This is a genomic window from Streptomyces sp. NPDC003034, from assembly GCF_053591375.1.
The window spans coordinates 16934-38430 of sequence record NZ_JBSFTS010000008.1 but is presented as its reverse complement, the minus strand read 5'-3'; the positions used below and the strand labels follow the sequence as shown (position 1 = coordinate 38430).

Annotated in this window: 16 protein-coding genes and 1 pseudogene; 8 read left to right on the top strand and 9 right to left on the bottom strand. The window is 73.8% G+C overall.

What is annotated here, in order from left to right; all coding sequences use genetic code 11:
- The first annotated feature begins 32 nt into the window (after nucleotides 1-32).
- The 3 genes from ACWDX7_RS11500 to ACWDX7_RS11490 all read left to right on the top strand — a co-directional run bounded on the left by ACWDX7_RS11500 (nucleotide 33) and on the right by ACWDX7_RS11490 (nucleotide 2174).
- Nucleotides 33-437: a DUF6325 family protein gene (locus ACWDX7_RS11500; RefSeq protein WP_451491313.1), complete on the top strand. Its 405-nt coding sequence runs from the start codon at nucleotides 33-35 to the stop codon at nucleotides 435-437.
- A complete protein-coding gene (locus ACWDX7_RS11495; RefSeq protein WP_451491314.1) occupies nucleotides 437-814 on the top strand; it encodes an SHOCT domain-containing protein in 378 nt (125 codons plus the stop codon). Before ACWDX7_RS11500 ends, ACWDX7_RS11495 begins: the two co-directional genes overlap by 1 nt.
- A 172-nt stretch (nucleotides 815-986) precedes the next feature.
- Entirely contained in the window at nucleotides 987-2174 is a 1188-nt protein-coding gene (locus tag ACWDX7_RS11490) for an NlpC/P60 family protein (RefSeq protein ID WP_451491315.1), read from the top strand.
- Here the strand turns inward: ACWDX7_RS11490 and ACWDX7_RS11485 are convergent.
- From ACWDX7_RS11485 to ACWDX7_RS11465, 5 genes are all read right to left on the bottom strand, one after another.
- Entirely contained in the window at nucleotides 2171-3430 is a 1260-nt protein-coding gene (locus ACWDX7_RS11485) for a styrene monooxygenase/indole monooxygenase family protein (RefSeq protein ID WP_451491316.1), read from the bottom strand. The genes ACWDX7_RS11490 and ACWDX7_RS11485 overlap by 4 nt on opposite strands.
- Nucleotides 3431-3505: 75 nt before the next feature.
- The gene (locus ACWDX7_RS11480; RefSeq protein WP_451491330.1) at nucleotides 3506-4096 is read right to left on the bottom strand and encodes a GTP-binding protein; all 591 of its coding nucleotides are present in this window, start codon (nucleotides 4094-4096) and stop codon (nucleotides 3506-3508) included.
- A 76-nt stretch (nucleotides 4097-4172) separates the two neighbouring features.
- Nucleotides 4173-4565 carry a DUF742 domain-containing protein gene (locus ACWDX7_RS11475; protein WP_451491317.1) on the bottom strand — a complete coding sequence of 131 codons (393 nt, stop codon included), beginning with the start codon at nucleotides 4563-4565 and terminating at the stop codon, nucleotides 4173-4175.
- The gene (locus ACWDX7_RS11470; protein ID WP_451491318.1) at nucleotides 4562-5047 is read right to left on the bottom strand and encodes a roadblock/LC7 domain-containing protein; all 486 of its coding nucleotides are present in this window, start codon (nucleotides 5045-5047) and stop codon (nucleotides 4562-4564) included. Before ACWDX7_RS11470 ends, ACWDX7_RS11475 begins: the two co-directional genes overlap by 4 nt.
- A complete protein-coding gene (locus ACWDX7_RS11465; protein ID WP_451491319.1) occupies nucleotides 5044-7959 on the bottom strand; it encodes a sensor histidine kinase in 2916 nt (971 codons plus the stop codon). Before ACWDX7_RS11465 ends, ACWDX7_RS11470 begins: the two co-directional genes overlap by 4 nt.
- A 459-nt stretch (nucleotides 7960-8418) precedes the next feature.
- Here ACWDX7_RS11465 and ACWDX7_RS11460 point away from each other — a divergent pair, with 459 nt between their 5' ends.
- A complete protein-coding gene (locus ACWDX7_RS11460; RefSeq protein ID WP_451491320.1) occupies nucleotides 8419-9192 on the top strand; it encodes a hypothetical protein in 774 nt (257 codons plus the stop codon).
- A gap of 163 nt (nucleotides 9193-9355) precedes the next feature.
- On the opposite strand, the gene ACWDX7_RS11455 is transcribed toward ACWDX7_RS11460, so the two are convergent.
- From ACWDX7_RS11455 to ACWDX7_RS11440, 4 genes and pseudogenes are all read right to left on the bottom strand, one after another.
- Nucleotides 9356-9796, bottom strand: coding sequence for a MarR family winged helix-turn-helix transcriptional regulator (locus ACWDX7_RS11455; protein ID WP_451491321.1), 441 nt, complete (start codon nucleotides 9794-9796; stop codon nucleotides 9356-9358).
- A gap of 159 nt (nucleotides 9797-9955) precedes the next feature.
- On the bottom strand, nucleotides 9956-12352 hold the full coding sequence (gene lon, locus ACWDX7_RS11450; protein ID WP_451493219.1) for an endopeptidase La: 2397 nt from the start codon (nucleotides 12350-12352) through the stop codon (nucleotides 9956-9958).
- Nucleotides 12353-12495: 143 nt separating this feature from the next.
- Nucleotides 12496-12816 (bottom strand): annotated as a pseudogene (locus tag ACWDX7_RS11445) (rhodanese-like domain-containing protein); the annotation flags it as partial.
- 223 nt (nucleotides 12817-13039) lie between these two features.
- Nucleotides 13040-14443 carry a glycosyltransferase family 39 protein gene (locus ACWDX7_RS11440; RefSeq protein ID WP_451493220.1) on the bottom strand — a complete coding sequence of 468 codons (1404 nt, stop codon included), beginning with the start codon at nucleotides 14441-14443 and terminating at the stop codon, nucleotides 13040-13042.
- A gap of 36 nt (nucleotides 14444-14479) precedes the next feature.
- Between ACWDX7_RS11440 and ACWDX7_RS11435 the strand changes: the two genes are divergently transcribed.
- The 4 genes from ACWDX7_RS11435 to ACWDX7_RS11420 all read left to right on the top strand — a co-directional run bounded on the left by ACWDX7_RS11435 (nucleotide 14480) and on the right by ACWDX7_RS11420 (nucleotide 21361).
- A complete protein-coding gene (locus ACWDX7_RS11435) occupies nucleotides 14480-15082 on the top strand; it encodes a hypothetical protein (protein ID WP_451493221.1) in 603 nt (200 codons plus the stop codon).
- Between the two features lie 192 nt (nucleotides 15083-15274).
- Nucleotides 15275-16015, top strand: a complete 741-nt coding sequence (locus ACWDX7_RS11430) for a response regulator transcription factor (RefSeq protein WP_451493222.1) — start codon at nucleotides 15275-15277, stop codon at nucleotides 16013-16015.
- Nucleotides 16012-17175 carry a HAMP domain-containing sensor histidine kinase gene (locus tag ACWDX7_RS11425; protein ID WP_451493223.1) on the top strand — a complete coding sequence of 388 codons (1164 nt, stop codon included), beginning with the start codon at nucleotides 16012-16014 and terminating at the stop codon, nucleotides 17173-17175. Before ACWDX7_RS11430 ends, ACWDX7_RS11425 begins: the two co-directional genes overlap by 4 nt.
- A gap of 271 nt (nucleotides 17176-17446) precedes the next feature.
- On the top strand, nucleotides 17447-21361 hold the full coding sequence (locus tag ACWDX7_RS11420; RefSeq protein ID WP_451493224.1) for a multifunctional oxoglutarate decarboxylase/oxoglutarate dehydrogenase thiamine pyrophosphate-binding subunit/dihydrolipoyllysine-residue succinyltransferase subunit: 3915 nt from the start codon (nucleotides 17447-17449) through the stop codon (nucleotides 21359-21361).
- The last annotated feature ends 136 nt before the right edge of the window (nucleotides 21362-21497 follow it).

Below are 21497 nucleotides of genomic sequence, written 5' to 3'. Positions count from 1 at the left end.
GGGGCACGGCCCGGAACGAGGAGCGTCGGCGCATGGGACCTGTGGAGTTCATCGTCCTCGCCTTTCCGGAGGAGCAGCTGCGGGTACCGGCGGTCGAGGCGGTGATGGGCCTGCGGAAGACCGGGGTCGTACGCCTGATCGACGGGCTCGTGGCGACGAGGACGGCGGCGGGTGAGGTGCTGGCGGCGGAGTTCGACGAGTTCGTGGAGCTGCGGGGCCTGCTGACGGGGCGGGACGCGGCCCGGCTGATCGGGCCGGAGGACGTGCGGGAGGCGGGGGAGCTGCTGGAGCGCGGGAGCTGCGCGCTGCTGCTGGTGGTCGAACACGTATGGGCCGAGGACGCGGCCATCGCCGTACGGGCGGCGGGCGGCCGGATCGTGGGATCGGTCCGGATCCCGGCGGAGTGGGTGCCGGCGGACCGGCCGGGGGTGGCGTGATGTTCATCCGGCCGGTCGGAGCGACGGTACGGGCGGCGAACCGGCCCGCGGGGCGGCCGCTCCTGCGGGGGCTGCTGAGGCGGGCGGTCGACGCGGAGGCCCTGGCGGGCGGCCCGATCCCGGCTCGGGCCGGCGCGGGCACCCACGCCGACCCGGACGCGGGCAACGACGCCGGCTCCGGCGCGGCGGCGGCGCCCGGCCCGGCCGACGCTCCGGCGGACGCGGCCGGCCGGGCAGCGCCCGCCGTCCCCACGGGTGCTCCGGTGGCGCCGGGCGGCCTGGTGGCCGAGCTGACGCAGCTGGCCGGCCTGGCCCGGGCGGGCCTGCTGACACCGGAGGAGTTCACCACGGCCAAGGCCCGCCTGCTGCGCGGCTGAGGCGGCGGGGCCCCCACCGCACCGCACCGCACCGTCCCGGAACCACACCGTCCTTCCGCTCCCCCGGCGAGGCGGGGAATCGGCCGGACGGGTGGGGGTTCGGAGGTGGGGCGGCCCGGGAGGGGGATTTGTCATACCGGGCGTGGCAGCATCGGGGGCCGGAGGTGATCACATGTCACGTCGGCTGCTCCATGCCGCCTGCATCGCCGCGGTGTTCGCCCTCGCCGGGCCGGCCGTGGCCACCCGCGCCGAGCCGTTGCCCGCGGACCAGCCCGTCGGGGTCCTGCTCACCCGCCTGCAGGGCCTGTACCAGAAGGCCGAGGAGGCCACCGAGGCGTACAACGCCACCGAGGTGGCGCTCGCCGCACGGCAGGCCGAGGAGCGGCGGCTCAGTGCCGAACTCGGCCGGGCCCGCAACGACCTCGGCTCCGAGAAGGCCGCCGTGGGGCGCCTGGCCCGGGAGCAGTACCAGCGCGCCCGGGGCCTGTCCCCCTACGCCCGGATGCTGCTCGCCGGTGACCCACGGGCCGCCCTGGAACAGCGCCGGCTCGCCGCCCGCGAGGCCGCCCGCCGGGCCGCCGTACTGGAGCGCCTCGCCCGCGGCGAGAAGCACGCCGGAACCCTCGCCACCGCGGCCCGCAAGGCCCTGGACGCGCAGCAGACCCTGACAGCGCAGCGCAAGCGGCACAAGGAAGAGGTGGAGGCGCAGCTCAAGGAGGTGCAGCGGATGCTGGCCTCCCTGACTCCGGCTCAGATCGCCCAGATCGACGCTCGGGAGGCCGCCGACACGGCCACCGCGCAACGGGACCTGGTGCATTCGGGCCGGCTCGGAAGCCCCGGCTCCGCGCCCACCCGTACGCCCACGGCCGCGGGCGGCGCCGCCCTGCGGTACGCGGCGGCCCAGATCGGCAAGCCGTACCTCTGGGGCGCCGAGGGGCCCGGGTCCTTCGACTGCTCCGGGCTGACCTCCCGGGCCTGGTCCCACGCGGGACGCTCGATTCCCCGGACCAGCCAGGAGCAGTGGGCGCGGCTGCCGAAGGTCGCGCTGGATCAGCTGCGGCCCGGGGATCTGGTGGTCTACTTCCCCAAGGCCACGCACGTCGGCCTGTACCTGGGCGGCGGCAAGGTGATCCAGGCGCCCCGGCCGGGGGCCCGGGTCAAGGTCTCGCCCCTCGCCGCCAATCCGCTCCTGGGCGCCGTACGGCCGGACCCGGACGGCACTCCCCTCGACCGGTACGTCCCCCCGCCCCTGCCGGAGGCGGTTCCGGGAACCGGTGGCGGGGACGACCACACCGGCTACTCCGCCGAGGAGGGCCCCGGATCGCCCGGGCCGCCCGGCGAAGAGGCGGAAGGGGCCTAAGACGCCGAAGAGGCGGAGCCGGCCGCGGCCACCTCGGACAGGTAGTCCGCCGCGTCCTCGGGGTCGTAGAAGTACGCGTCGAAGTCGGCCGGGTGGTCGAAGCCGTTGGCGATCCGGTCCGCCACCGGCTGGAGCCGCCCGGCCGCGTCGATCAGGTTCAGGACGTGCTCCGGCGGGACGTCCAGCATCGCGTTCGTCCACTGGGTCGCCGGCTTGCCCGCGGTGAACCAGAACTTGTCGAAGGTCGCCTTCATCCAGGCCTCGTCGAACGGGTTGTCCCCGTGCATCAGGATCGAGGACAGGTACGAGGCCGCGCACTTGGCGGCGGAGTTCGAGCCCTGGCTGGTGACCGGGTCGTTGGTGACGACCACGTCCGCGACGCCGAGGACCAGTCCCCCGCCCGGCAGGCGCCCGATGGGCTTGCGCACCACCGGCGCGTAACGGCCCGCCAGGGTGGCGCCGGCGTCCGTCAGCTCCACCTCGGTCGCCCGCGCGTACTCCCACGGCGTGAACTTCTCCATCAGCTCCAGCGTCAGCGCGAGGTGCTCCCCCGGGTCCTGGATGCCCTTGAAGACGTCCACCGGACCGCCGGGAACGCCCTCCCAGAAGAGGATGTCCGCCCGGCCCGAGAGGGTGAGGGCCGGCATCACGAAGAGCTCGCCGACGCCCGGCACCAGGTTGCAGCGGACCGCCTCGGTGTCCGGGTGCTCCGGGCGGGGTCCGAGCCCGTGCACGTAGCTGACCGCGAGCGAACGCCTCGGGGTGTCGTACGGGGAACGCGCCGCGTCCCGCCCGAACAGCGACACGAGCTCGCCCTTGCCGGCGGCCACCAGCACCAGGTCGTAGGTACGGGAGAAGAAGTCGAGATCGGCGACGGAGGCACCGTGGATGACCACCTGCCCGCCGCGCTGCGCGAAGGTGTCGAGCCAGCCGGCCATCTTCAGGCGCTGGTCGACGGATTGCGCGTGGCCCTTGAGGCGGCCGAGCCAGTCGACGGCGCGGTCGGCGTCGGGGGCGGCGACGGAGACGCCGACGCCCTGGATCCGGGGGGCCTGCCGCTCCCAGAAGCCGAGCTGGAGGTCCCGCTCGTGCTGGAGCGCCGTGTCGAACATGACCTGCGTGGACATGACCCGGCCGCCGCGGATCTCGTCCGGCGTCCGGCTGGACATGAGGGTGACCTCGTACCCCTTCGACTGGAGGCCGAGGGCGAGCTGAAGACCGGACTGGCCGGCTCCGACGACGAGTATCCTGCGCATCTCACGTTCTCGATTCGGGTCTTTCGGTACGGCTCCGCCAGGTACGGATACGCCTGTACGGCACGCCGGTACGGGCTAGGCGGGCGTGGTGTCGAGGGCGTGGTCCACCAGGGCGAGCAGGGACTCCACGACCGTGACCCGGCTCCGCGCGTCCATGATCACGACCGGTACCCGGGCCGGGACGGAGAGCGCCTCGCGCACGTCCTCGGGCTCGTACGGGGCGGAACCCTCGAAGTGGTTGACGGCCACGGCGTACGGGAGCCCGCAGCTCTCGAAGTAATCGAGTGCGGGGAAGCAGTCGCGCAGCCGTCGCGTGTCGGCCAGGACGATGCCCCCGACGGCTCCGCGCGCCAGGTCGTCCCACATGAACCAGAACCGCTCCTGGCCCGGGGTCCCGTACACGTAGAGGACGAGGTCGTCGGCGAGCGTGACACGGCCGAAGTCCATCGCGACGGTGGTGGTGTTCTTGTCCGGCGTGCCGGACAGGTCGTCGGTCGGGAGGCTGGCCTGGGTCATCACCGCCTCGGTACGCAGCGGCGTGATCTCCGAGACGGAGGTGACGAAGGTCGTCTTGCCGACCCCGAAGCCGCCCGCGACCAGCACCTTGACGGCGACGGGCGCCCGGGAGCGGTCGTACTGCCACGGCTGGACGGGCTCGTCCTCGATCCCGGCGACGGCGGATGCAAAGACGGCGGATCCGGAGAAGCCGGACCCGGAGACGGCGGATCCGGAGAGGCCGGATTCAGAGACGGCGGAGCCCACTGAGCACCCTTTCGAGCAGCGCGCGTTCGGGGCGGCCGGCGCCGTGCCCCGTCCCGTAGACGCGAATCCTTCCCTGGTCCGCGAGGTCGCTGACGAGGACGCGCACCACACCGAGCGGCAGCTTCAGCAGTGCGGCGATCTCGGCGATCGTGCGCATGCGGCGGCAGACCTCCACGATCGCCGGCATCTCGGGCATGCGGTCGGGCTTCGGCCCCTGCGGCCCGGGGCCGCCGTCCAGGGCGGCGACGAAGGTCTCCACCAGCAGGACCTGCGTGAAGCGGGTCCGGCCACCCGTGAGGGAGTACGGGCGCACGCGGGCGGGGCGGCGGTCGGCGCCGCGTATCGGCAGCTGGTCGCCGGCCGTACTCCTCACGGGGTCTTCTCCATCGACTGGCGCAGCTCGCTGCGGACTTCGGGGGTCAGGACGTGGCCGGCGCGGCCGACGAACAGAGCCATGTGGTAAGCCACGACGCTCATGTCGCAGTCGGGGGTGGCGTGCACGCCCAGCAGCGAACCGTCGCTGATCACCATGACGAAGACGGAGCCGTGCTCCATCGCCACCATGGTCTGCTTGACGGAGCCGCCGTCCATGAGGGCGGCGGCGCCGGTGGTGAGGCTGGCGAGGCCGGAGACGATGGTGGCGAGGTCGGCCGAGGCTCCGCGGGGGCCCGTGGCCGGCCGCTGCGCGGCCTGCGTCGCACGTTCCGTCGCCGGTTCGGAGGACAGCAGCAGGAGCCCGTCCGAGGACACGACGGCGACGGAGTTGACGCCGGGGACCTCCTCGACCAGGTCGGTCAGAAGCCACTGAAGGTTTCGGGCCTGGGTGCTCAGTCCGTACGTACTGGGCGCGGTCATGTGCGTGCCTCCTGTGCGGTGTCCCCCCGGTCGGTCTGCCCCTGGCCCGGGGCCTCGCCCTGTGCCCGGCCGCGGCTCCGGCTCCCGGCCTGGCCCTGCGCGAGCTCGGCGGCGACGACGCGCCGGCCGTCCTGGGCTCCCTGGTAGAAGCCGCCGAGGCGGCGCCGCAACTCGTCGGCGTCCACCCGGCGCGGCGGCTCGGGCCGTACGTCGTCCCCGCCTCCGGCGGCCACCGTGCGCGGAGTGCGCTTGGGCAGGCCCTTGTCCGTGAGGACCTCGGCGTGGTCGGCGTCGTCGGGGTCGGCGGGGTGGCCGCCCTGGCGGGGAAGCCAGGCCTCCTCGGCCGGGGCCTGGCCGTGCGGGTCGGCCTCCTGCGCGGTTTCCCGTACGTCGACCGGTTCCCCGGCATCCGGCGCCGGGGCCGTGGCCGCGCGGGCGGGGTCGGACGCCGCGAAGGCCTCCGGTTCCGCGTCGGGGACGACCCGCGCGAGCAACTGCTCCTCGGGGCCGGGCCCGGCCAAAGCCTCCGCCGCGGGGGCCGGGACGGTGACGCCCTCCTCGGCCGGCGGCAGCGGCGCGTCCGGGACCACCCGGGCCAGCAGTTCCTCGGCCGCGGCGGGCTCCGGCAGCAGCTCGGCGTCGTGCTCGGACGGATGCCCGGGCACGGACTCGGTCACGGCCTCGGGCAGCGGCTCCGGCAGGACCTCCGGCAGCGGATCCGCCCCGGCGGCCGGGACCGCCGGCTGTTCCGGCAGCGCCGGCGCCAGCGGCTGCGGCGCGGCGTCCGCATCGTCCGCGGCTTCGCGGCCGCCGGGGGCATCGGCGAGCTCAGCCGCGTCCGCCTCCGGTGCCTCGAGGGCCGCCGCCCCGCGGCTGCGGGCCGGCAGGGTGTTCTCGTTCGCCTCCGCCATCACACCCGGCAGCCGCAGCACGGGCGCGCCGGGCGCGGCCAGCGTGTGGACGGGGGACGTGGGCGAGGTGGCCGGGAGCAGCGCCGCCGGGACGACCACCAGGGCTTCGGTCCCGCCGTGCCGGGGGGCGCGCAGCTCGGCGGTGATCCCGTGCCGCGCCGCGAGCCGTCCGGCCACGTACAGGCCGAGGCCCAGGCCGTGTTGCTCCTCGGGCTCCTCGTCGTACGCCTCGGGCGTGGACAGCCGCGCGTTCAGCGATGCGAGGCGGTCCTCGGTGATCCCGATGCCCTCGTCCACGACGGACAGCACCACGGCACCGGAGTCCAGCAGCCGTCCGGACACCTTCACCTTGGCCTCGGGCGCCGAGAACGTCGTCGCGTTCTCCAGCAGCTCGGCCAGGACGTGCGAGAGGTCGTCGGCGGCGTGCCCCGCGACGTGGGTACAGGAGGGCACCGCCGCGAGGTCGACCCGCTCGTAGCGCTCGATCTCGCTCACCGCGGCCCGCAGGACGTCGACCAGCGGTACCGCCGCGCCCTGCCCGGGGCCGTGCTCCTGCCCGGCGAGTACCAGCAGGTTCTCGTTGTGGCGGCGCATCACGGTCGCGAGGTGGTCGAGCTTGAAGAGGGTCGCGAGCCGGTCCGGGTCCTGCTCCTTGGACTCCATCTCCTCGATGACGGTGAGCTGGCGCTCGACCAGCCCCAGGGTCCGCAGCGACAGGGAGACGGAGGTCGTCGACATGGTGCGGCGGTGTTCCTCCAGGCTGGCACGCAGCTTGGTCAGCTCCGCCTCGGCCGCCTCCCGGCCGGCGGTCAGGGCCTCGTTGCGGCCGATGATCCGGCGGCGGTCGGCGTCGAGCCCGGCGATCCGGGTGTGCAGGGACACCGTCTGGTCCCGCACCGCGTTCAGGTGGCGTACGACCTCGGCGAACTCGTCGTTGCGGCCGGTGAACCGCACCGGCTCCACCGAGCCCTCCGGCGTGGCCAGGCGGGCCGCGCCGCGGCGCAGGACCGACAGCGGCCGGGTCAGCGACCGGGCCACGGCGGTCGAAACGCCGACGACGACCAGGAAGAGCACGCCCAGCAGCGCGACCGTCAGCTCCAGCCGGGTCACGTCATCGTCGCGCAGGGCCGCGAGCGCGCTCGCCCGCTGGCCCGCGAGGGTGGACTCCACGGACCGCATGCGGTCGACGCGGGCGGTGAGCGCGGGGCTGATGGTCTCCCCGTCGGTCTTGCGGTCGGCCGCCGACAGGGTGGGCCGGTCGGTGAGCCGCTTGAGGTGCTCGTCGGCCGCCTTGACCTCGGGGCCGGTGACGGTGACGGCGAGGGTCTGGCGCACCTCCGGCCGGGCGACCCGCGCGAAGTCGTCCAGGGCGGCCTGCTCCCGTACGCGCGCACGCTGGGCGGCGGCGGTGAGTTCGTCCACCACGGCCGCGTTGGGGGGCTGCTCGCCGCGGGGGACGGCCAGCGCGGCGAGCAGCAGTCCACGGGTGGCCGAGGCCTGTTCCACGGCCTGGCCCAGCGGGGCCAGCGGGCGGGTGGTGGCGAGGGCGGCCCCGGCGCGCGGCGGGGTCAGCTCGGCGAGCCGGTCACCGGGCGCGAGCAGGGCCGCTATGACACCGGCGTAGGCCTGGTGGGCGGCGAGGGCGGTGCCCTTGCCGTCGACGGTCTCGGTGCGGACGGCCTGGACACGGCCGAGGGCCAGGGCGAGTTCCTCGTCGGCCTCCGCCCGTACCTCGGCCAGCTGCCGGTCGGTGCGCGTGGTGCGCTCCTGGAGGGGCTCCTTGGCGGAGCCGGGGCGGCCCTTGGCGATGTACTCGATGACGGCGTCGCGCTCATCGCCGAGGAGGTGCGCGAGAGTGAGGGTGTGCCGGGTCTGTTCCGCGAGGGTGACCAGGCGCTGGGAGTCGTTCAGTTCCGTCGTGGCGGTGAGGACGGCGGGGGCCCCCGCCGCGAGGACGGTGAGGCCGGCGACGGCCACGCCCACGACCAGCCTGCGGCGCACGCGGACGCGGCGTCCTGCGGGGGCCGGGCCGTCTGTGGCGGTGCCGTTCTTCCGAGACCGCTTCTTCTGCACCGGTACTCGCAATCCTGTACGTGGGCTCTTGCTCGTCTACTCGTGTGGCCGAGGTAACGGCCGGTCAACAAGTAAACGCTCCCTGCCCCCTCGTACCGCCTCAGACCATCGCAGTGTGTTGGGGAGAGAGCCGCCCATCGCCCACCCGGCCACTCGAACGAGTGAACATCAAGGATGAGTTGGCGGCCAACTCGGACACCGCGTGCCAGAGCGCCTCCGTGGACCGGCGGTTGAAAGATCGCCGGGGGCTTTGGCAGTATGCCCCGCCCACGTCGCCGGAGGCCGGCGGACACGGCCCCCGCACCGCCCCGTTCCCTTTGGTACGGACTTTTCCGCCGCCGCCCCCGGGGTCCGGGCGGGGCCCGGGCGGGCGGGCAGGATGTCAGCATGCGCATCGACCTCGCCACCGCACCCGGAAACCCGGAACGCCCCAACGAGGACTGGGCGTCGGCGGCGGTGCCCGCGGCGGGCGGCGGCGTACTGGTCGCCCTGGACGGGGTCACCCCGCCGCGCGGCGAGGACGGCTGCGTGCACGGAGTGCCGTGGTTCGCGGCCCGCCTCGGCGGCCGATTGACCGAACTGTCCGGATCGCGGCGGGACATGCCGCTCGACCGGATCCTGGCCGAGTCCGTCCGCGCCACCGCCGAGGCCCACGTCGGCACCTGTGACCTTTCTCACAGGCGCACCCCGCAGGCGACGGTCGTCGTGGTCCGCTGGGACGAGGCGTACGTGGAGCATCTCGTGCTCTCGGATTCCGTACTGCTGCTCCAGTCGCCCGGGGGCGGGGTGACGGCGGTGCGCGACGACCGGCTGGACCGGGTCCCCCGGGAGGTGCTGCGGTCGGTGGCCGCGACCGACGCGCTGCGCAACGCGGCGGGCGGCTTCTTCACGGCCGCCGCGGACCCGGCGGTGGCGGCCCGGGCGGTGACCGGACGCACCCCGCGCGGGGAGGTCCGGGCGGTGGCTGCGCTCACCGACGGGGCGAGCCGGTGGACGGACACGTTCGGGGAGGGCGACTGGGCCGAATGCATGCGGGTGCTGCGCAAGGAGGGCGCGCAGGGGCTCATCGGCCGGGTCCGCGCCATCGAGTCCGACCCGGCCCGCCGTGTGCCTCGCGGCAAGCGGCACGACGACGCGTCGGCGGTGTACGCGGAGCTGTAGGCCGGCTGCGACGGACAGCGCCCGAGCCGACGGGCAGCCGGCACCCGGCACCCGAGCCCACCTGTGCTTCGCACGCGGCACCACCGGCGCCCGGGGCCCGAGCCACCGGCGCCCGGGGCCCGAGCCACCGGCGCCCGAGCCCACCGGCGCCCGCCGACAGGGGCTAATCCGCGCCGGCGTTCAACTGGTTCAGCAGGCGGGCCAGTTCCGCCACCTCGCCGCGGTCCCAGTCGGCCAGTTTGCGCATGTACTGCTCGCGCCGCGCGTTCCGTACCCGCAGGAACCGCTCCCGGCCCTCCTCCGTGAGGCCGACCAGGAAGGCCCGGCCGTCCGCCGGGTCCGGCTCGCGGGCCACCAGGCCCAGTACCTCCAGGGCCCGCAGCTGCCGGCTCATGGTCGCCTTGCCGACCCCGAAGTAGGCGGCCAGCTCGGTGGCCCGCTGCCGCCCGGCGGCCTCCAGGCGTACGAGGAGCCCGTACGCCGCCGGCTCCAGCTCGGGGTGAAGTGCGCGCGCCATCTCCCCGGAAGAGGCGCGGGCGCGCCGGAGGAAGACGGACAGCTCCCGCTCCAGGGCAAGGAACTCCTGGTCTTCGCTCCCGTGCACGTACCGCTCCGATCGTGTTGTGTGTGGCGCCCCGGTGGGGGGAGCGCCCAGTATTTCGCAGCGGGTGCGGCGACGGCCCGGTACCCCGCCGGAGCTGGGTACCGGGCCGTCGCCCGTCTTGCCTCGGGATGCCGTCGGCCGGCCGCGGCGAGTGCGGCGTCAGGCGGCGGCGGTGACCGGCACCTCCGCCGGGGCCAGGGCGAGCTCCAGGACCTGGCGTACGTCCGTCACCGGGTGCACCTCCAGTCCCTCCATCACCTCGGCGGGAACATCGTCCAAGTCGGCCTCGTTCCGCTTGGGGATGATCACGGTGGTCAGTCCCGCCCGGTGCGCGGCCAGCAGCTTCTGCTTGACCCCGCCGATCGGCAGCACCCGCCCGGTCAGTGAGACCTCACCGGTCATGGCCACGTCCGTGCGGACCTGGCGCCCGGAGAGCAGCGACGCGAGCGCCGTCGTCATGGTGATGCCCGCGCTCGGGCCGTCCTTCGGCACCGCGCCCGCCGGGAAGTGGATGTGCACGCCCCGGTCCTTCAGGTCCGCGACCGGCAGCTCCAGTTCCGCGCCGTGGGAGCGCAGGAAGCTCAGCGCGATCTGCGCCGACTCCTTCATGACGTCGCCGAGCTGGCCGGTCAGGGTGAGGCCGGCCGCGCCCGTCTCCGGATCGGCCAGCGAGGCCTCGACGAACAGCACGTCGCCGCCCGCGCCGGTCACCGCGAGCCCGGTGGCCACACCGGGGACGGCGGTGCGCCGCTCGGCCGGGTCCTGCGCGGACTCCGGCACGTGGTGCGGGCGCCCGATCAGTTCGCGCAGGTCCCCGGCGCCGATGCGCAGGGGCAGCTCCCGCTCGCCGAGCTCGTGCTGCGAAGCCACCTTGCGCAGCAGCCGAGCGAGGGACCGCTCCAGGGTGCGGACGCCCGCCTCCCGGGTGTACTCCCCCGCCAGCTTGCGCAGGGCGTCCTCCTCCAGCAGCACCTCGTCGGGGCCGAGGCCGGCGCGCTCCAGCTGACGCGGCAGCAGGTGGTCGCGGGCGATCACCACCTTCTCGTCCTCCGTGTACCCGTCGAGGCGGACGAGCTCCATCCGGTCGGCCAGCGCCTCCGGGATGGCCTCCAGGACGTTCGCGGTGGCTAGGAAGACCACGTCGCTCAGGTCGAGCTCGACCTCCAGGTAGTGGTCGCGGAAGGTGTGGTTCTGCGCCGGGTCGAGGACTTCGAGCAGCGCGGCCGCCGGGTCGCCGCGGAAGTCGGAGCCCACCTTGTCGATCTCGTCCAGCAGGACCACCGGGTTCATCGAACCGGCCTCCTTGATGGCCCGGACGATCCGGCCGGGCAGCGCGCCGACGTAGGTCCGCCGGTGGCCCCGCACCTCGGCCTCGTCCCGTACGCCGCCCAGCGCGACCCGGACGAACTTGCGCCCCATGGCGTGGGCCACCGATTCGCCGAGGGAGGTCTTTCCGACGCCGGGAGGCCCGACCAGTGCGAGTACGGCGCCCCCGCGCCGCCCGCCGATGACGCCCATCCCGCGCTCGGAACGGCGCTTGCGCACGGCGAGGTACTCGGTGATGCGGTCCTTCACGTCGGCGAGCCCGGCGTGCTCGGCGTCGAGGACGGCCCGGGCGCCGCGGATGTCGTAGCGGTCCTCGGTCCGCTCGTTCCAGGGCAGTTCCAGGACGGTGTCCAGCCAGGTCCGGATCCAGGCGCCCTCGGGCGACTGGTCGCTGGCCCGCTCCAGCTTCTCGACTTCCTTGAGCGCGGACTCCCGTACCTTCTCGGGGAGGTCGGCGGCCTCCACGCGGGCGCGGTAGTCGTCCGACTCCTCGCCCTCCTTCTCCCCGTTGAGCTCGCGCAGCTCCTTGCGTACGGCCTCCAGCTGGCGGCGGAGCAGGAACTCCCGCTGCTGCTTGTCGACGCCGTCCTGGACGTCCTTGGCGATGGCTTCGGCGACGTCCTGCTCGGCGAGGTGGTCGGCGAGCGCCTTCACGGCCAGCTTGAGGCGGGCGACCGGATCGGCGGTCTCCAGCAGCTCGACCTTCTGACCGACCGTCAGGAAGGGTGAGTAGCCGGAATTGTCGGCGAGGGCGGAGACGCCCTCGATCTGCTGGACGCGGTCCACGACCTGCCAGGCCCCGCGCTTCTTGAGCCAGCTGGTGGCGAGCGCCTTGTACTCCTTGACCAGCTCGGTCACCGCACCCGGCAGCGGGTCCGGGACCTCCTCCTCCACGCTCTCGCCCTCGACCCAGAGCGCGGCGCCGGGCCCGGTGGTCCCGGCCCCGATCCGGACCCGCCCGTGACCGCGGATGAGCGCTCCGGGATCCCCGTCGGAGAGCCGCCCGACCTGCTCGACCGTCCCGAGCACCCCGGTCCCGGCGTACTTCCCGTCGACCCGCGGCACGAGCAGCACCTGGGGCTTCCCGCTGCCCGCCGCCGCCTGGGCCGCCTCCACGGCGCCCCGCACCTCGGCGTCGGACAGGTCCAGCGGGACGACCATCCCGGGCAGCACGACCTCGTCGTCGAGCGGTAGCACGGGCAGGGTGAGCGTTACGGACGTCGAAGCCATGATCTTCCCTCCGGCAGTGAAGTTGAGCTATGCCGACTCAATGCATCTGCGCCGCCCAGTGTTCCCCAACCGCCGTTCGCCAGCGGCGAACAGGGGGCGCCGGAGTCCGTGCCCGGCCTTGCGGGTCCGCCCGGAAGGAGCCGCTACGGCGTGCCCGTGGTCACCGGGAGGTGCGACGGCAGGCCCCACTCGCTCCAGGAGCCGTCGTACACCGCGACGTTCCGGTAACCGGCGAGCTCGGCGCCGAGGGCCAGTACGCAGGCCGTCACCCCGGATCCGCAGCTGAAGTACAGCCGCTCCCGCCCTGCCGCCAACGCCTCGAAGGCGGCGCGCAGTTCTCCGGGCGGACGCATCAGGCCGCCGTCCCGCTGGAGTTCGCCGGACGGGAGGCTGACCGCGCCGGGCATGTGGCCGCCGCGCAGGCCCGGGCGTGGTTCGGGCGCGGTGCCGGCGAAACGTGTACGTCGTGGGTCGCCTCATCGTGCCAGGGCCCATGGCATAGGGCGGGCCTTTCGGATCTGGTCGGCCGAGCCCGCGTCGTCCGGTGCCGTGCATCGCGAGGCGGAGCAGCTTGCCTCGTACTGGACGTACTGGGCGTACAGGGAAGCCCCGACAAAGCAAGCAGCCAGGGGCGGTGCCGGGCAGCGCGGGCCCGGCAAGACCCGAAAGCCCACCCTGGGGCGGGCTTCAGGGGCAGCCGCCCGGCCGGGCGTAGAGCGCGACCCGGGCGCCGCGCACCCCGGTGACCGCGCACAGCTCGAAGTCGGCGGCCAGCGCCTCCCGCTTGGCCGCCTCGTGCGGGTACGGGTCCAGGGGCTGCCCGGCCGGGTCCATCAGGGCGATCACCCGCGGGGACCCGGCCAGCGCCTTCCGGATCCCCGCCGCCGGCAGCTCCGTGCCCTGGAGGCTGCGCGAAGCCGCCGGGGAGCCGTCCAGGGCCACGTCGCGCAGGCCCTCGTAGACCCGCGGTGAGGACAGCAGCCACTCGCGCCGCCGCGACGGCAGGAACAGCACCGCGTCCCCGGGCCGGGCCCGTTCCCGGACCGCGGCGGCCACCGCCAGGGTGTCGTCCTTGCGGCTCTCGGGCGTCCGCAGCCAGGCCGACCAGAGCCCGAGGGGCACCAGCAGCGCCCCCGCGAGCAGCCACGGCCACGCCCGCAGGCCGCGGACCGCCGCCCGGCGCACCGCCGCCAGCCTCGCCCCGGCCAGCAGGGCGAGCCCCGCCAGCGCGTAGAGCACGTACCGGTCGACGTACCAGGGATGGACCAGGGACACCGTCATCAGCAGCCCCGGCGGGAGCAGCGCCAGCGGCAGGGCCACCCGTACGACCTCCCGGCCGGCCCCCCGCGCGAGCAGCAGCGCGGCGGCCGCGACCACCCCGTACGCGGCCCAGTCCTGCCAGCTCGGCCGCCCCAGCCAGCCGAGCTGCTGCTGCGCCTGCCGCGCGCTGACCAGGGCCAGCGGCGCCAGCCCGGCCACCACGGCCCCCGCGCTCCACCGCCAGCCGCGCGAGCGCCCGGCGACGAAGGCGTGCGCGAGCAGCGCCAGCCCGGCGAACTCGTGCAGCCAGCAGCCGAGCAGCAGCACCACCGCGTAGGCGGCCCAGCGCTCGCGCAGCATCAGGTACGTGCTCCACACCACCGCGGCGGCCACCAGGGCGTACGAGCGCCCCTCCTGGGCGTACATCTGCACGGGCGGCAGCACGGCGTAGGCGAGGCCGGAGATCAGGGCGGCGCGCTCCCCCGCCAGCCGGTGGCCGACCGCGGCCACCCCGGCGGCGGCCAGGGCGGTGGCGGCGACGGACGGCAGCCGCAGCGCCCACAGGCCGCCGTCCCAGCCGAGGAACACCGCGTGCATGAGCAGGTAGTACAGCCCGTGCACGGCGTCGACCTGGCCGAGCAGTTCCCACAGCCCGGCCAGCGGCCGGTGGGCCACCTGCCAGGTGACGGACTCGTCGCGCCACATGCTGCCGCCGCGCTCCAGGCCCCAGAGGCCCAGGACGACGGCGAGCAGCGGGGGCAGCACGCGCCAGGGGGCGATGCGGCGGATGGCGGCCTCCGGGTGCTGTCCGTACGGGTGTGGGCACTCCATACTCGGGGTTCGGTCCCGATGCCTGCGGAGGTGGGTGTGCGAGCGTCCCGAAGGGCGGCGGCCGTACTGCTGGGCGCGGTGGTGCTGGGCGGGTGCGGCGCGGACGGCGCGGACGGGTCCGCGGGCCCGCCGGCGCCTCCCGACGACGGCCGCGGCGGCGGTACGACGGCCACGGCGCCCGCCTCCCCCGGACCGGCCGCCACGGCGGGCACCGACCCCGCCGCGAGCCAGGCCCCGGGCAGCACCCCCGCCGCCGGCCCGGCCCCCGTGCCGCCCCCGGACGCCGCCGGCGAGAGCCTCTTCCGGGTGAGCCGCGGCGGCGGCTTCGCCGGCCGGACCCACACGGTGCAGGTGATGGGCGACGGCTCCTGGACCCGACTGGACGGCCGGGCCCGGCCCGAGGGCGCCGGAAAGCTGTCGCGGGCCGAGCTGGACGCCCTGCGCACCGCGCTGCGGGAAGCGGACTTCGCCCGCCTGCCCCGGACCGTCCTCGGCGATTCCCCGGTCTACGACGGTTTCACCTACGCCTTCGTCCACGGCGGCCGTGAGGTGGTCACCGAGACCGGATCGGTGCCGGCGGCCCTGGCGAGGGTGCTGGAGGCGCTGCCCCCCTTCGAACCGGACGGGGCCCCGGAGTAAGTACCGAGCCCCGGAGCAACTCCCGTACGCCGCCCGGGGTCCGGCCCGCGGCCACCCGGCGCGGGGCCGATTCCCGGCACTTCCTCCAACCGGGCAGGGGCCGAGCGCTGTCCGAACCCCGCATAGCCGCAGGCGGGTGCCTCCTCTACGCTGCACCCCATCACGCGGGATCTTCACGGGGCGGGGCCGGACATGGAACAGACACACACCAGCCACAACGGCGCCTCGGCGACCCCCGGCGCCCAGCGGCGCGTGCTCGTCGTCGAGGACGACCACACCATCGCCGAAGCCATCGCGGCCCGGCTGCGGGCCGAGGGCTTCCAGGTGCAGACGGCCGCCGACGGCCCGGCCGCGGTCGCCGCGGCCGAGAGCTGGCTGCCCGAGCTGCTGGTCCTGGACGTCATGCTGCCCGGCTTCGACGGGCTGGAGGTCTGCCGCCGGGTCCAGGCCCAGCGGCCGGTGCCCGTCCTCATGCTCACCGCCCGGGACGACGAGACCGACCTGCTGGTCGGGCTCGGCGTCGGCGCGGACGACTACATGACCAAGCCGTTCTCGATGCGCGAGCTGGCCGCGCGGGTCCACGTACTGCTGCGGCGCGTCGAGCGGGCCACGCTGGCCGCCCACACCCCGCGCGCGGCCACCCTGCGCCTGGGCGATCTGGAGATCGACCACGCGCAGCGCCGGGTCCGGGTCCACTCGGAGGACGTGCACCTGACGCCGACCGAGTTCGACCTGCTGCTGTGCCTGGCCGGGACGCCGCGCGCGGTGCTCTCGCGGGAGCAGCTGCTGGCCGAGGTGTGGGACTGGGCCGACGCGTCGGGGACCCGTACGGTCGACAGCCACATCAAGGCGTTGCGCCGCAAGATCGGCGCGGAGCGGATCCGTACGGTCCACGGCGTCGGGTACGCCCTGGAGACCCCGGCCCAGGCATGAGCGCCCGGCCCGGACAGCGGTCCCCCGCACAGCGGCCCCCCGCACAGCGCTCCGCCGGCGGCAGGCCGGCCGCGTGCGGGTCCCACGGCAGGCCGGCCGGCGGGCGGCACCCCGGAAGCCTGCGGCCCTTCTCGCCCTTCTCCATCAAGACCAAGCTGGGCACGCTCGTCGTCGTCTCGGTCTTCATCACGACCGGCCTGCTGCTGGTGGCCCTGCGCACCGACACCGAACTGCGCTTCATCACGGTCTTCTCGGTGATCGCCTCGATGCTGATCACCCAGTTCGTGGCGCACAGCCTGACGGCGCCGCTGGACGATATGACGACGGTCGCCCGCGCGATCTCCCACGGCGACTACACCCGCCGGGTGCGCGGCGCCGGGCGCCGCGACGAGCTGGGCGACCTGGCCTCGACGATCAATCTGATGGCGGACGACCTGGAGGCCGTGGACCGGCACCGCAAGGAGCTGGTCGCCAATGTCTCGCACGAGCTGCGCACGCCGATCGCGGCGCTGCGGGCGGTGCTGGAGAACGTCGTGGACGGGGTCTCGGCCGCCGACCCGGAGACGATGCGTACCGCGCTGAAGCAGACGGAACGCCTCGGCCGTCTGGTCGACACCCTGCTGGACCTGTCCCGGGTGGACAACGGGGTGGTCCCGCTGCGCGCCCGCCGCTTCGAGGTGTGGCCGTACCTGTCGGGCGTCCTGAAGGAGGCCGGGCTGGCGGCGGCCGGGCGGCCGGGGCTGTCCACCGGCTCGGGCGGACACACCCGCAACGACGTGCACCTGCGCCTGGACGTCTTCCCGCCCGACCTGACGGCCTACGCGGACGCCGAGCGGCTCCACCAGGTGGTGGCGAACCTGATCGACAACGCCGTCAAGCACAGCCCCCCGCACGGCCGGGTCACGGTCAGCGCCCGGGCCGGTGACAGCCCCGGGAGTCTGGCGCTGGAGGTACGGGACGAGGGGCCGGGCATCCCGGAGGCGGAGCGGCACCGCGTCTTCGAGCGGTTCAACCGGGGCAGCGCGCGCGGCGGCGACGGCGGCACGGGCCTCGGCCTGGCGATCGCCCGCTGGGCCGTGGGACTGCACGGAGGGCACATCAGGGTGGCCGAATCGTCACGGGGCTGCCGCATGCTCGTCACGCTTCCGGGCAGTTCATGAGCGCCGTGTTGACGTAGGGTTCGAGTGGGAAGGACATGATCTCGGCCACACGTGCCCGGGGTCCGTCAGGGGTGCGAAGCCAAGGGGGCCGCAACCACGCTGCCCCCTACCCGAACCGCACTTGTTTCCCGCCATTCCGCCTCCCGAAACCCGCCGTTCGATGTGACCTACATGACGGATGTCCCGCCCGGTCTGCATCCGACCGCCGGGGAGGCGTAGCCTTTATTCCCGCTGTCCATACCTTGTGAAGCGGAAGAGGGCGGTTGCCGCCGTGTCGCCACAGTCCCCCAGTAACCCGAGCACCACGACCGAAGCAGCAGAGGGCGGGAAGAACCCCGCCTCGGGCTTCGGTGCCAACGAGTGGCTCGTCGACGAGATCTATCAGCAGTACCTCCAGGACCCGAACTCGGTCGACCGGGCCTGGTGGGACTTCTTCGCCGACTACAAGCCGGGGGGCGCTCCCGCCCCCGTGAAGGCCGACGAGCCGAAGAAGTCCCAGCCGACGACGGATGGCGCCTCCGCACAGGCCGCCACCTCCGCCGCCCCGGCGCCGCAGGTCTCCGACGCCGCCGCCACGGGGGCGGCGCGCGCCACGCTCAGCCCGTCCCCCGGTGCCGGCACCAAGGGCACTGGAGCGGCCGACGCCGCGCCGGCCCCTTCGCCCGTGTCAGCTCCTGCCCCTGCTCCTGCCACCCCCTCTGGTGCCCCTGCTGTGACTGCCACCTCCCAGGCCCCGGCCGCGGCTCCCGCCGCCGCCCCCGTAGCTCCCGTAGCCGCCCAGAAGGCCGCGCCCGCGACCGAGGCCCCCGCCGGCCCCGAGCTCGTGACGCTCCGCGGCCCCGCCGCCGCGGTAGCGAAGAACATGAACGCCTCCCTCGACGTCCCGACGGCCACGTCCGTCCGCGCCGTCCCGGTGAAGCTGCTGTTCGACAACCGCATCGTCATCAACAACCACCTGAAGCGGGCCCGGGGCGGGAAGATCTCCTTCACGCACCTCATCGGTTACGCGATGGTCCAGGCCATCAAGGCCATGCCGGCCATGAACTACTCCTTCGCGGAGAAGGACGGCAAGCCGACGCTGGTCAAGCCGGAGCACATCAACTTCGGCCTCGCGATCGACCTGGTGAAGCCCAACGGCGACCGCCAGCTCGTCGTCGCCGGCATCAAGAAGGCCGAAACGCTCAACTTCTTCGAGTTCTGGCAGGCGTACGAGGACATCGTCCGCCGCGCCCGGAACAACAAGCTGACGATGGACGACTTCACCGGCGTCACCGTCTCCCTGACCAACCCCGGCGGCCTGGGCACCGTGCACTCCGTGCCCCGCCTGATGCCCGGTCAGTCGGTCATCATGGGCGTCGGCTCCATGGACTACCCCGCCGAGTTCCAGGGCACCTCCCAGGACACCCTGAACAAGCTGGGCATCTCCAAGGTCATGACCCTGACCTCGACCTACGACCACCGGGTCATCCAGGGCGCGGCCTCCGGCGAGTTCCTGCGCATCGTCGCCAACCTGCTGCTCGGCGAGAGCGGCTTCTACGACGACGTGTTCGAGGCGCTGCGCATCCCGTACGAGCCGGTCCGCTGGAACCGGGACATCGACGCCTCGCACGACGACGACGTCACGAAGGCCGCCCGCGTCTTCGAGCTGATCCACTCCTACCGGGTCCGCGGCCACGTCATGGCCGACACCGACCCGCTGGAGTACAAGCAGCGCAAGCACCCCGACCTCGACATCACCGAGCACGGGCTCACCCTGTGGGACCTGGAGCGCGAGTTCGCGGTCGGCGGCTTCTCCGGCAAGTCGATGATGAAGCTCCGCGACATCCTCGGCGTGCTGCGCGACTCGTACTGCCGCACCACCGGCGTCGAGTTCATGCACATCCAGGACCCGAAGCAGCGCCGCTGGATCCAGGACCGCATCGAGCGCCCGCACACCAAGCCGGAGCGCGAGGAGCAGCTGCGCATCCTGCGCCGGCTGAACGCGGCGGAGGCCTTCGAGACCTTCCTGCAGACCAAGTACGTCGGGCAGAAGCGCTTCTCCCTGGAGGGCGGCGAGTCCGTCATCCCGCTGCTCGACGCGGTCATCGACTCCGCCGCCGAGGCCCGCCTCGAAGAGGTCGTCATCGGCATGGCCCACCGCGGCCGCCTGAACGTCCTGGCGAACATCGTCGGCAAGTCGTACGCGCAGATCTTCCGCGAGTTCGAGGGCAACCTCGACCCGAAGTCGATGCACGGCTCCGGTGACGTCAAGTACCACCTGGGCGCCGAGGGCACCTTCACGGGCCTGGACGGCGAGCAGATCAAGGTCTCGCTGGTCGCCAACCCCTCGCACCTGGAGGCCGTCGACCCGGTCCTGGAGGGTGTGGCCCGCGCCAAGCAGGACGTCATCAACAAGGGCGGTACGGACTTCACGGTCCTGCCGCTGGCCCTGCACGGCGACGCGGCCTTCGCCGGCCAGGGTGTCGTCGCCGAGACGCTCAACATGTCGCAGCTGCGCGGCTACCGCACCGGCGGCACCGTCCACGTCGTCATCAACAACCAGGTCGGCTTCACCGCCGCCCCGGAGTCCTCGCGCTCCTCGATGTACGCGACCGACGTGGCCCGCATGATCGAGGCGCCGATCTTCCACGTGAACGGCGACGACCCGGAGGCCGTGGTCCGCATCGCGCGGCTCGCCTTCGAGTTCCGCCAGGCGTTCAACAAGGACGTGGTCATCGACCTCATCTGCTACCGCCGCCGCGGCCACAACGAGTCCGACAACCCGGCCTTCACGCAGCCGCTGATGTACGACCTGATCGACAAGAAGCGCTCGGTGCGCAAGCTGTACACCGAGTCCCTCATCGGTCGCGGCGACATCACGCTGGAAGAGGCCGAGCAGGCGCTCCAGGACTTCCAGGGCCAGCTGGAGAAGGTCTTCGCGGAGGTCCGCGAGGCCTCCACGCAGCCCGCGGCCGGCGCTCCCGTGCCGCCCGCCCAGGTCGCGCAGCAGTTCCCGGTGGCCGTGGACACCGCGATCTCCCAGGAGGTCGTCAAGCGGATCGCCGAGGCCCAGGTCAACATCCCGGACACGGTCACCGTCCACCCGCGTCTGCTGCCGCAGCTCCAGCGCCGCGCGGCGATGATCGACGAGGGCACCATCGACTGGGGCATGGGCGAGACCCTGGCCTTCGGTTCGCTGCTGATGGAGGGCACCCCGGTCCGGCTGTCCGGCCAGGACTCGCGCCGCGGTACGTTCGGCCAGCGCCACGCGGTCCTCATCGACCGGGAGACGGGCGAGGACTACACCCCGCTGCTCTACCTGTCGGAGGACCAGGCCCGCTACAACGTCTACGACTCGCTGCTCTCCGAGTACGCGGCCATGGGCTTCGAGTACGGCTACTCGCTGGCCCGTCCGGACGCGCTGGTCCTCTGGGAGGCCCAGTTCGGTGACTTCGTCAACGGCGCGCAGACCGTCGTGGACGAGTTCATCTCCTCGGCCGAGCAGAAGTGGGGCCAGACCTCCGGCGTCACGCTGCTGCTGCCGCACGGCTACGAGGGCCAGGGCCCGGACCACTCGTCCGCGCGTCCCGAGCGCTTCCTCCAGATGTGCGCGCAGGACAACATGACGGTCGCGATGCCGACCCTCCCGTCGAACTACTTCCACCTGCTGCGCTGGCAGGTCCACAACCCGCACCACAAGCCGCTCATCGTCTTCACCCCGAAGTCGATGCTGCGTCTGAAGGCGGCGGCGTCGAAGGCGGAGGAGTTCACGAGCGGTTCCTTCCGTCCGGTCATCGGCGACGCCGCCGTGGACCCGAACGCGGTCCGCAAGGTCGTCTTCTGCGCCGGCAAGGTCTACTACGACCTGGAGGCCGAGCGCGAGAAGCGCGGCATCACGGACACGGCGATCATCCGCATCGAGCGGCTGTACCCGCTGCCGGGCGCGGAGCTCCAGGCGGAGATCGCCAAGTTCCCGAACGCGGCGAAGTACATCTGGGCGCAGGAGGAGCCGGCGAACCAGGGTGCCTGGCCGTTCATCGCGCTCAACCTGATCGACCACCTCGACCTGGCGGTCGGTGCGGACATCCCGGCGGGCGAACGCCTGCGGCGCATCTCCCGCCCGCACGGCTCGTCCCCGGCGGTGGGCTCCGCGAAGCGCCACCAGGCGGAGCAGCAGCTCCTGCTGAACGAGGTCTTCGAGGCGTAACCCTCGCCCTCGTACGGCCCGGAAGGCCCGGCCCCCCTTGGGGTGCCGGGCCTTCCGGCTAGGTGGGGGCAGGGTGGTCAGCGCAGGCCGAGCAGCATCACGTCGTGCGGGTCGGCGCCGGCCCAGGGGCACGCGT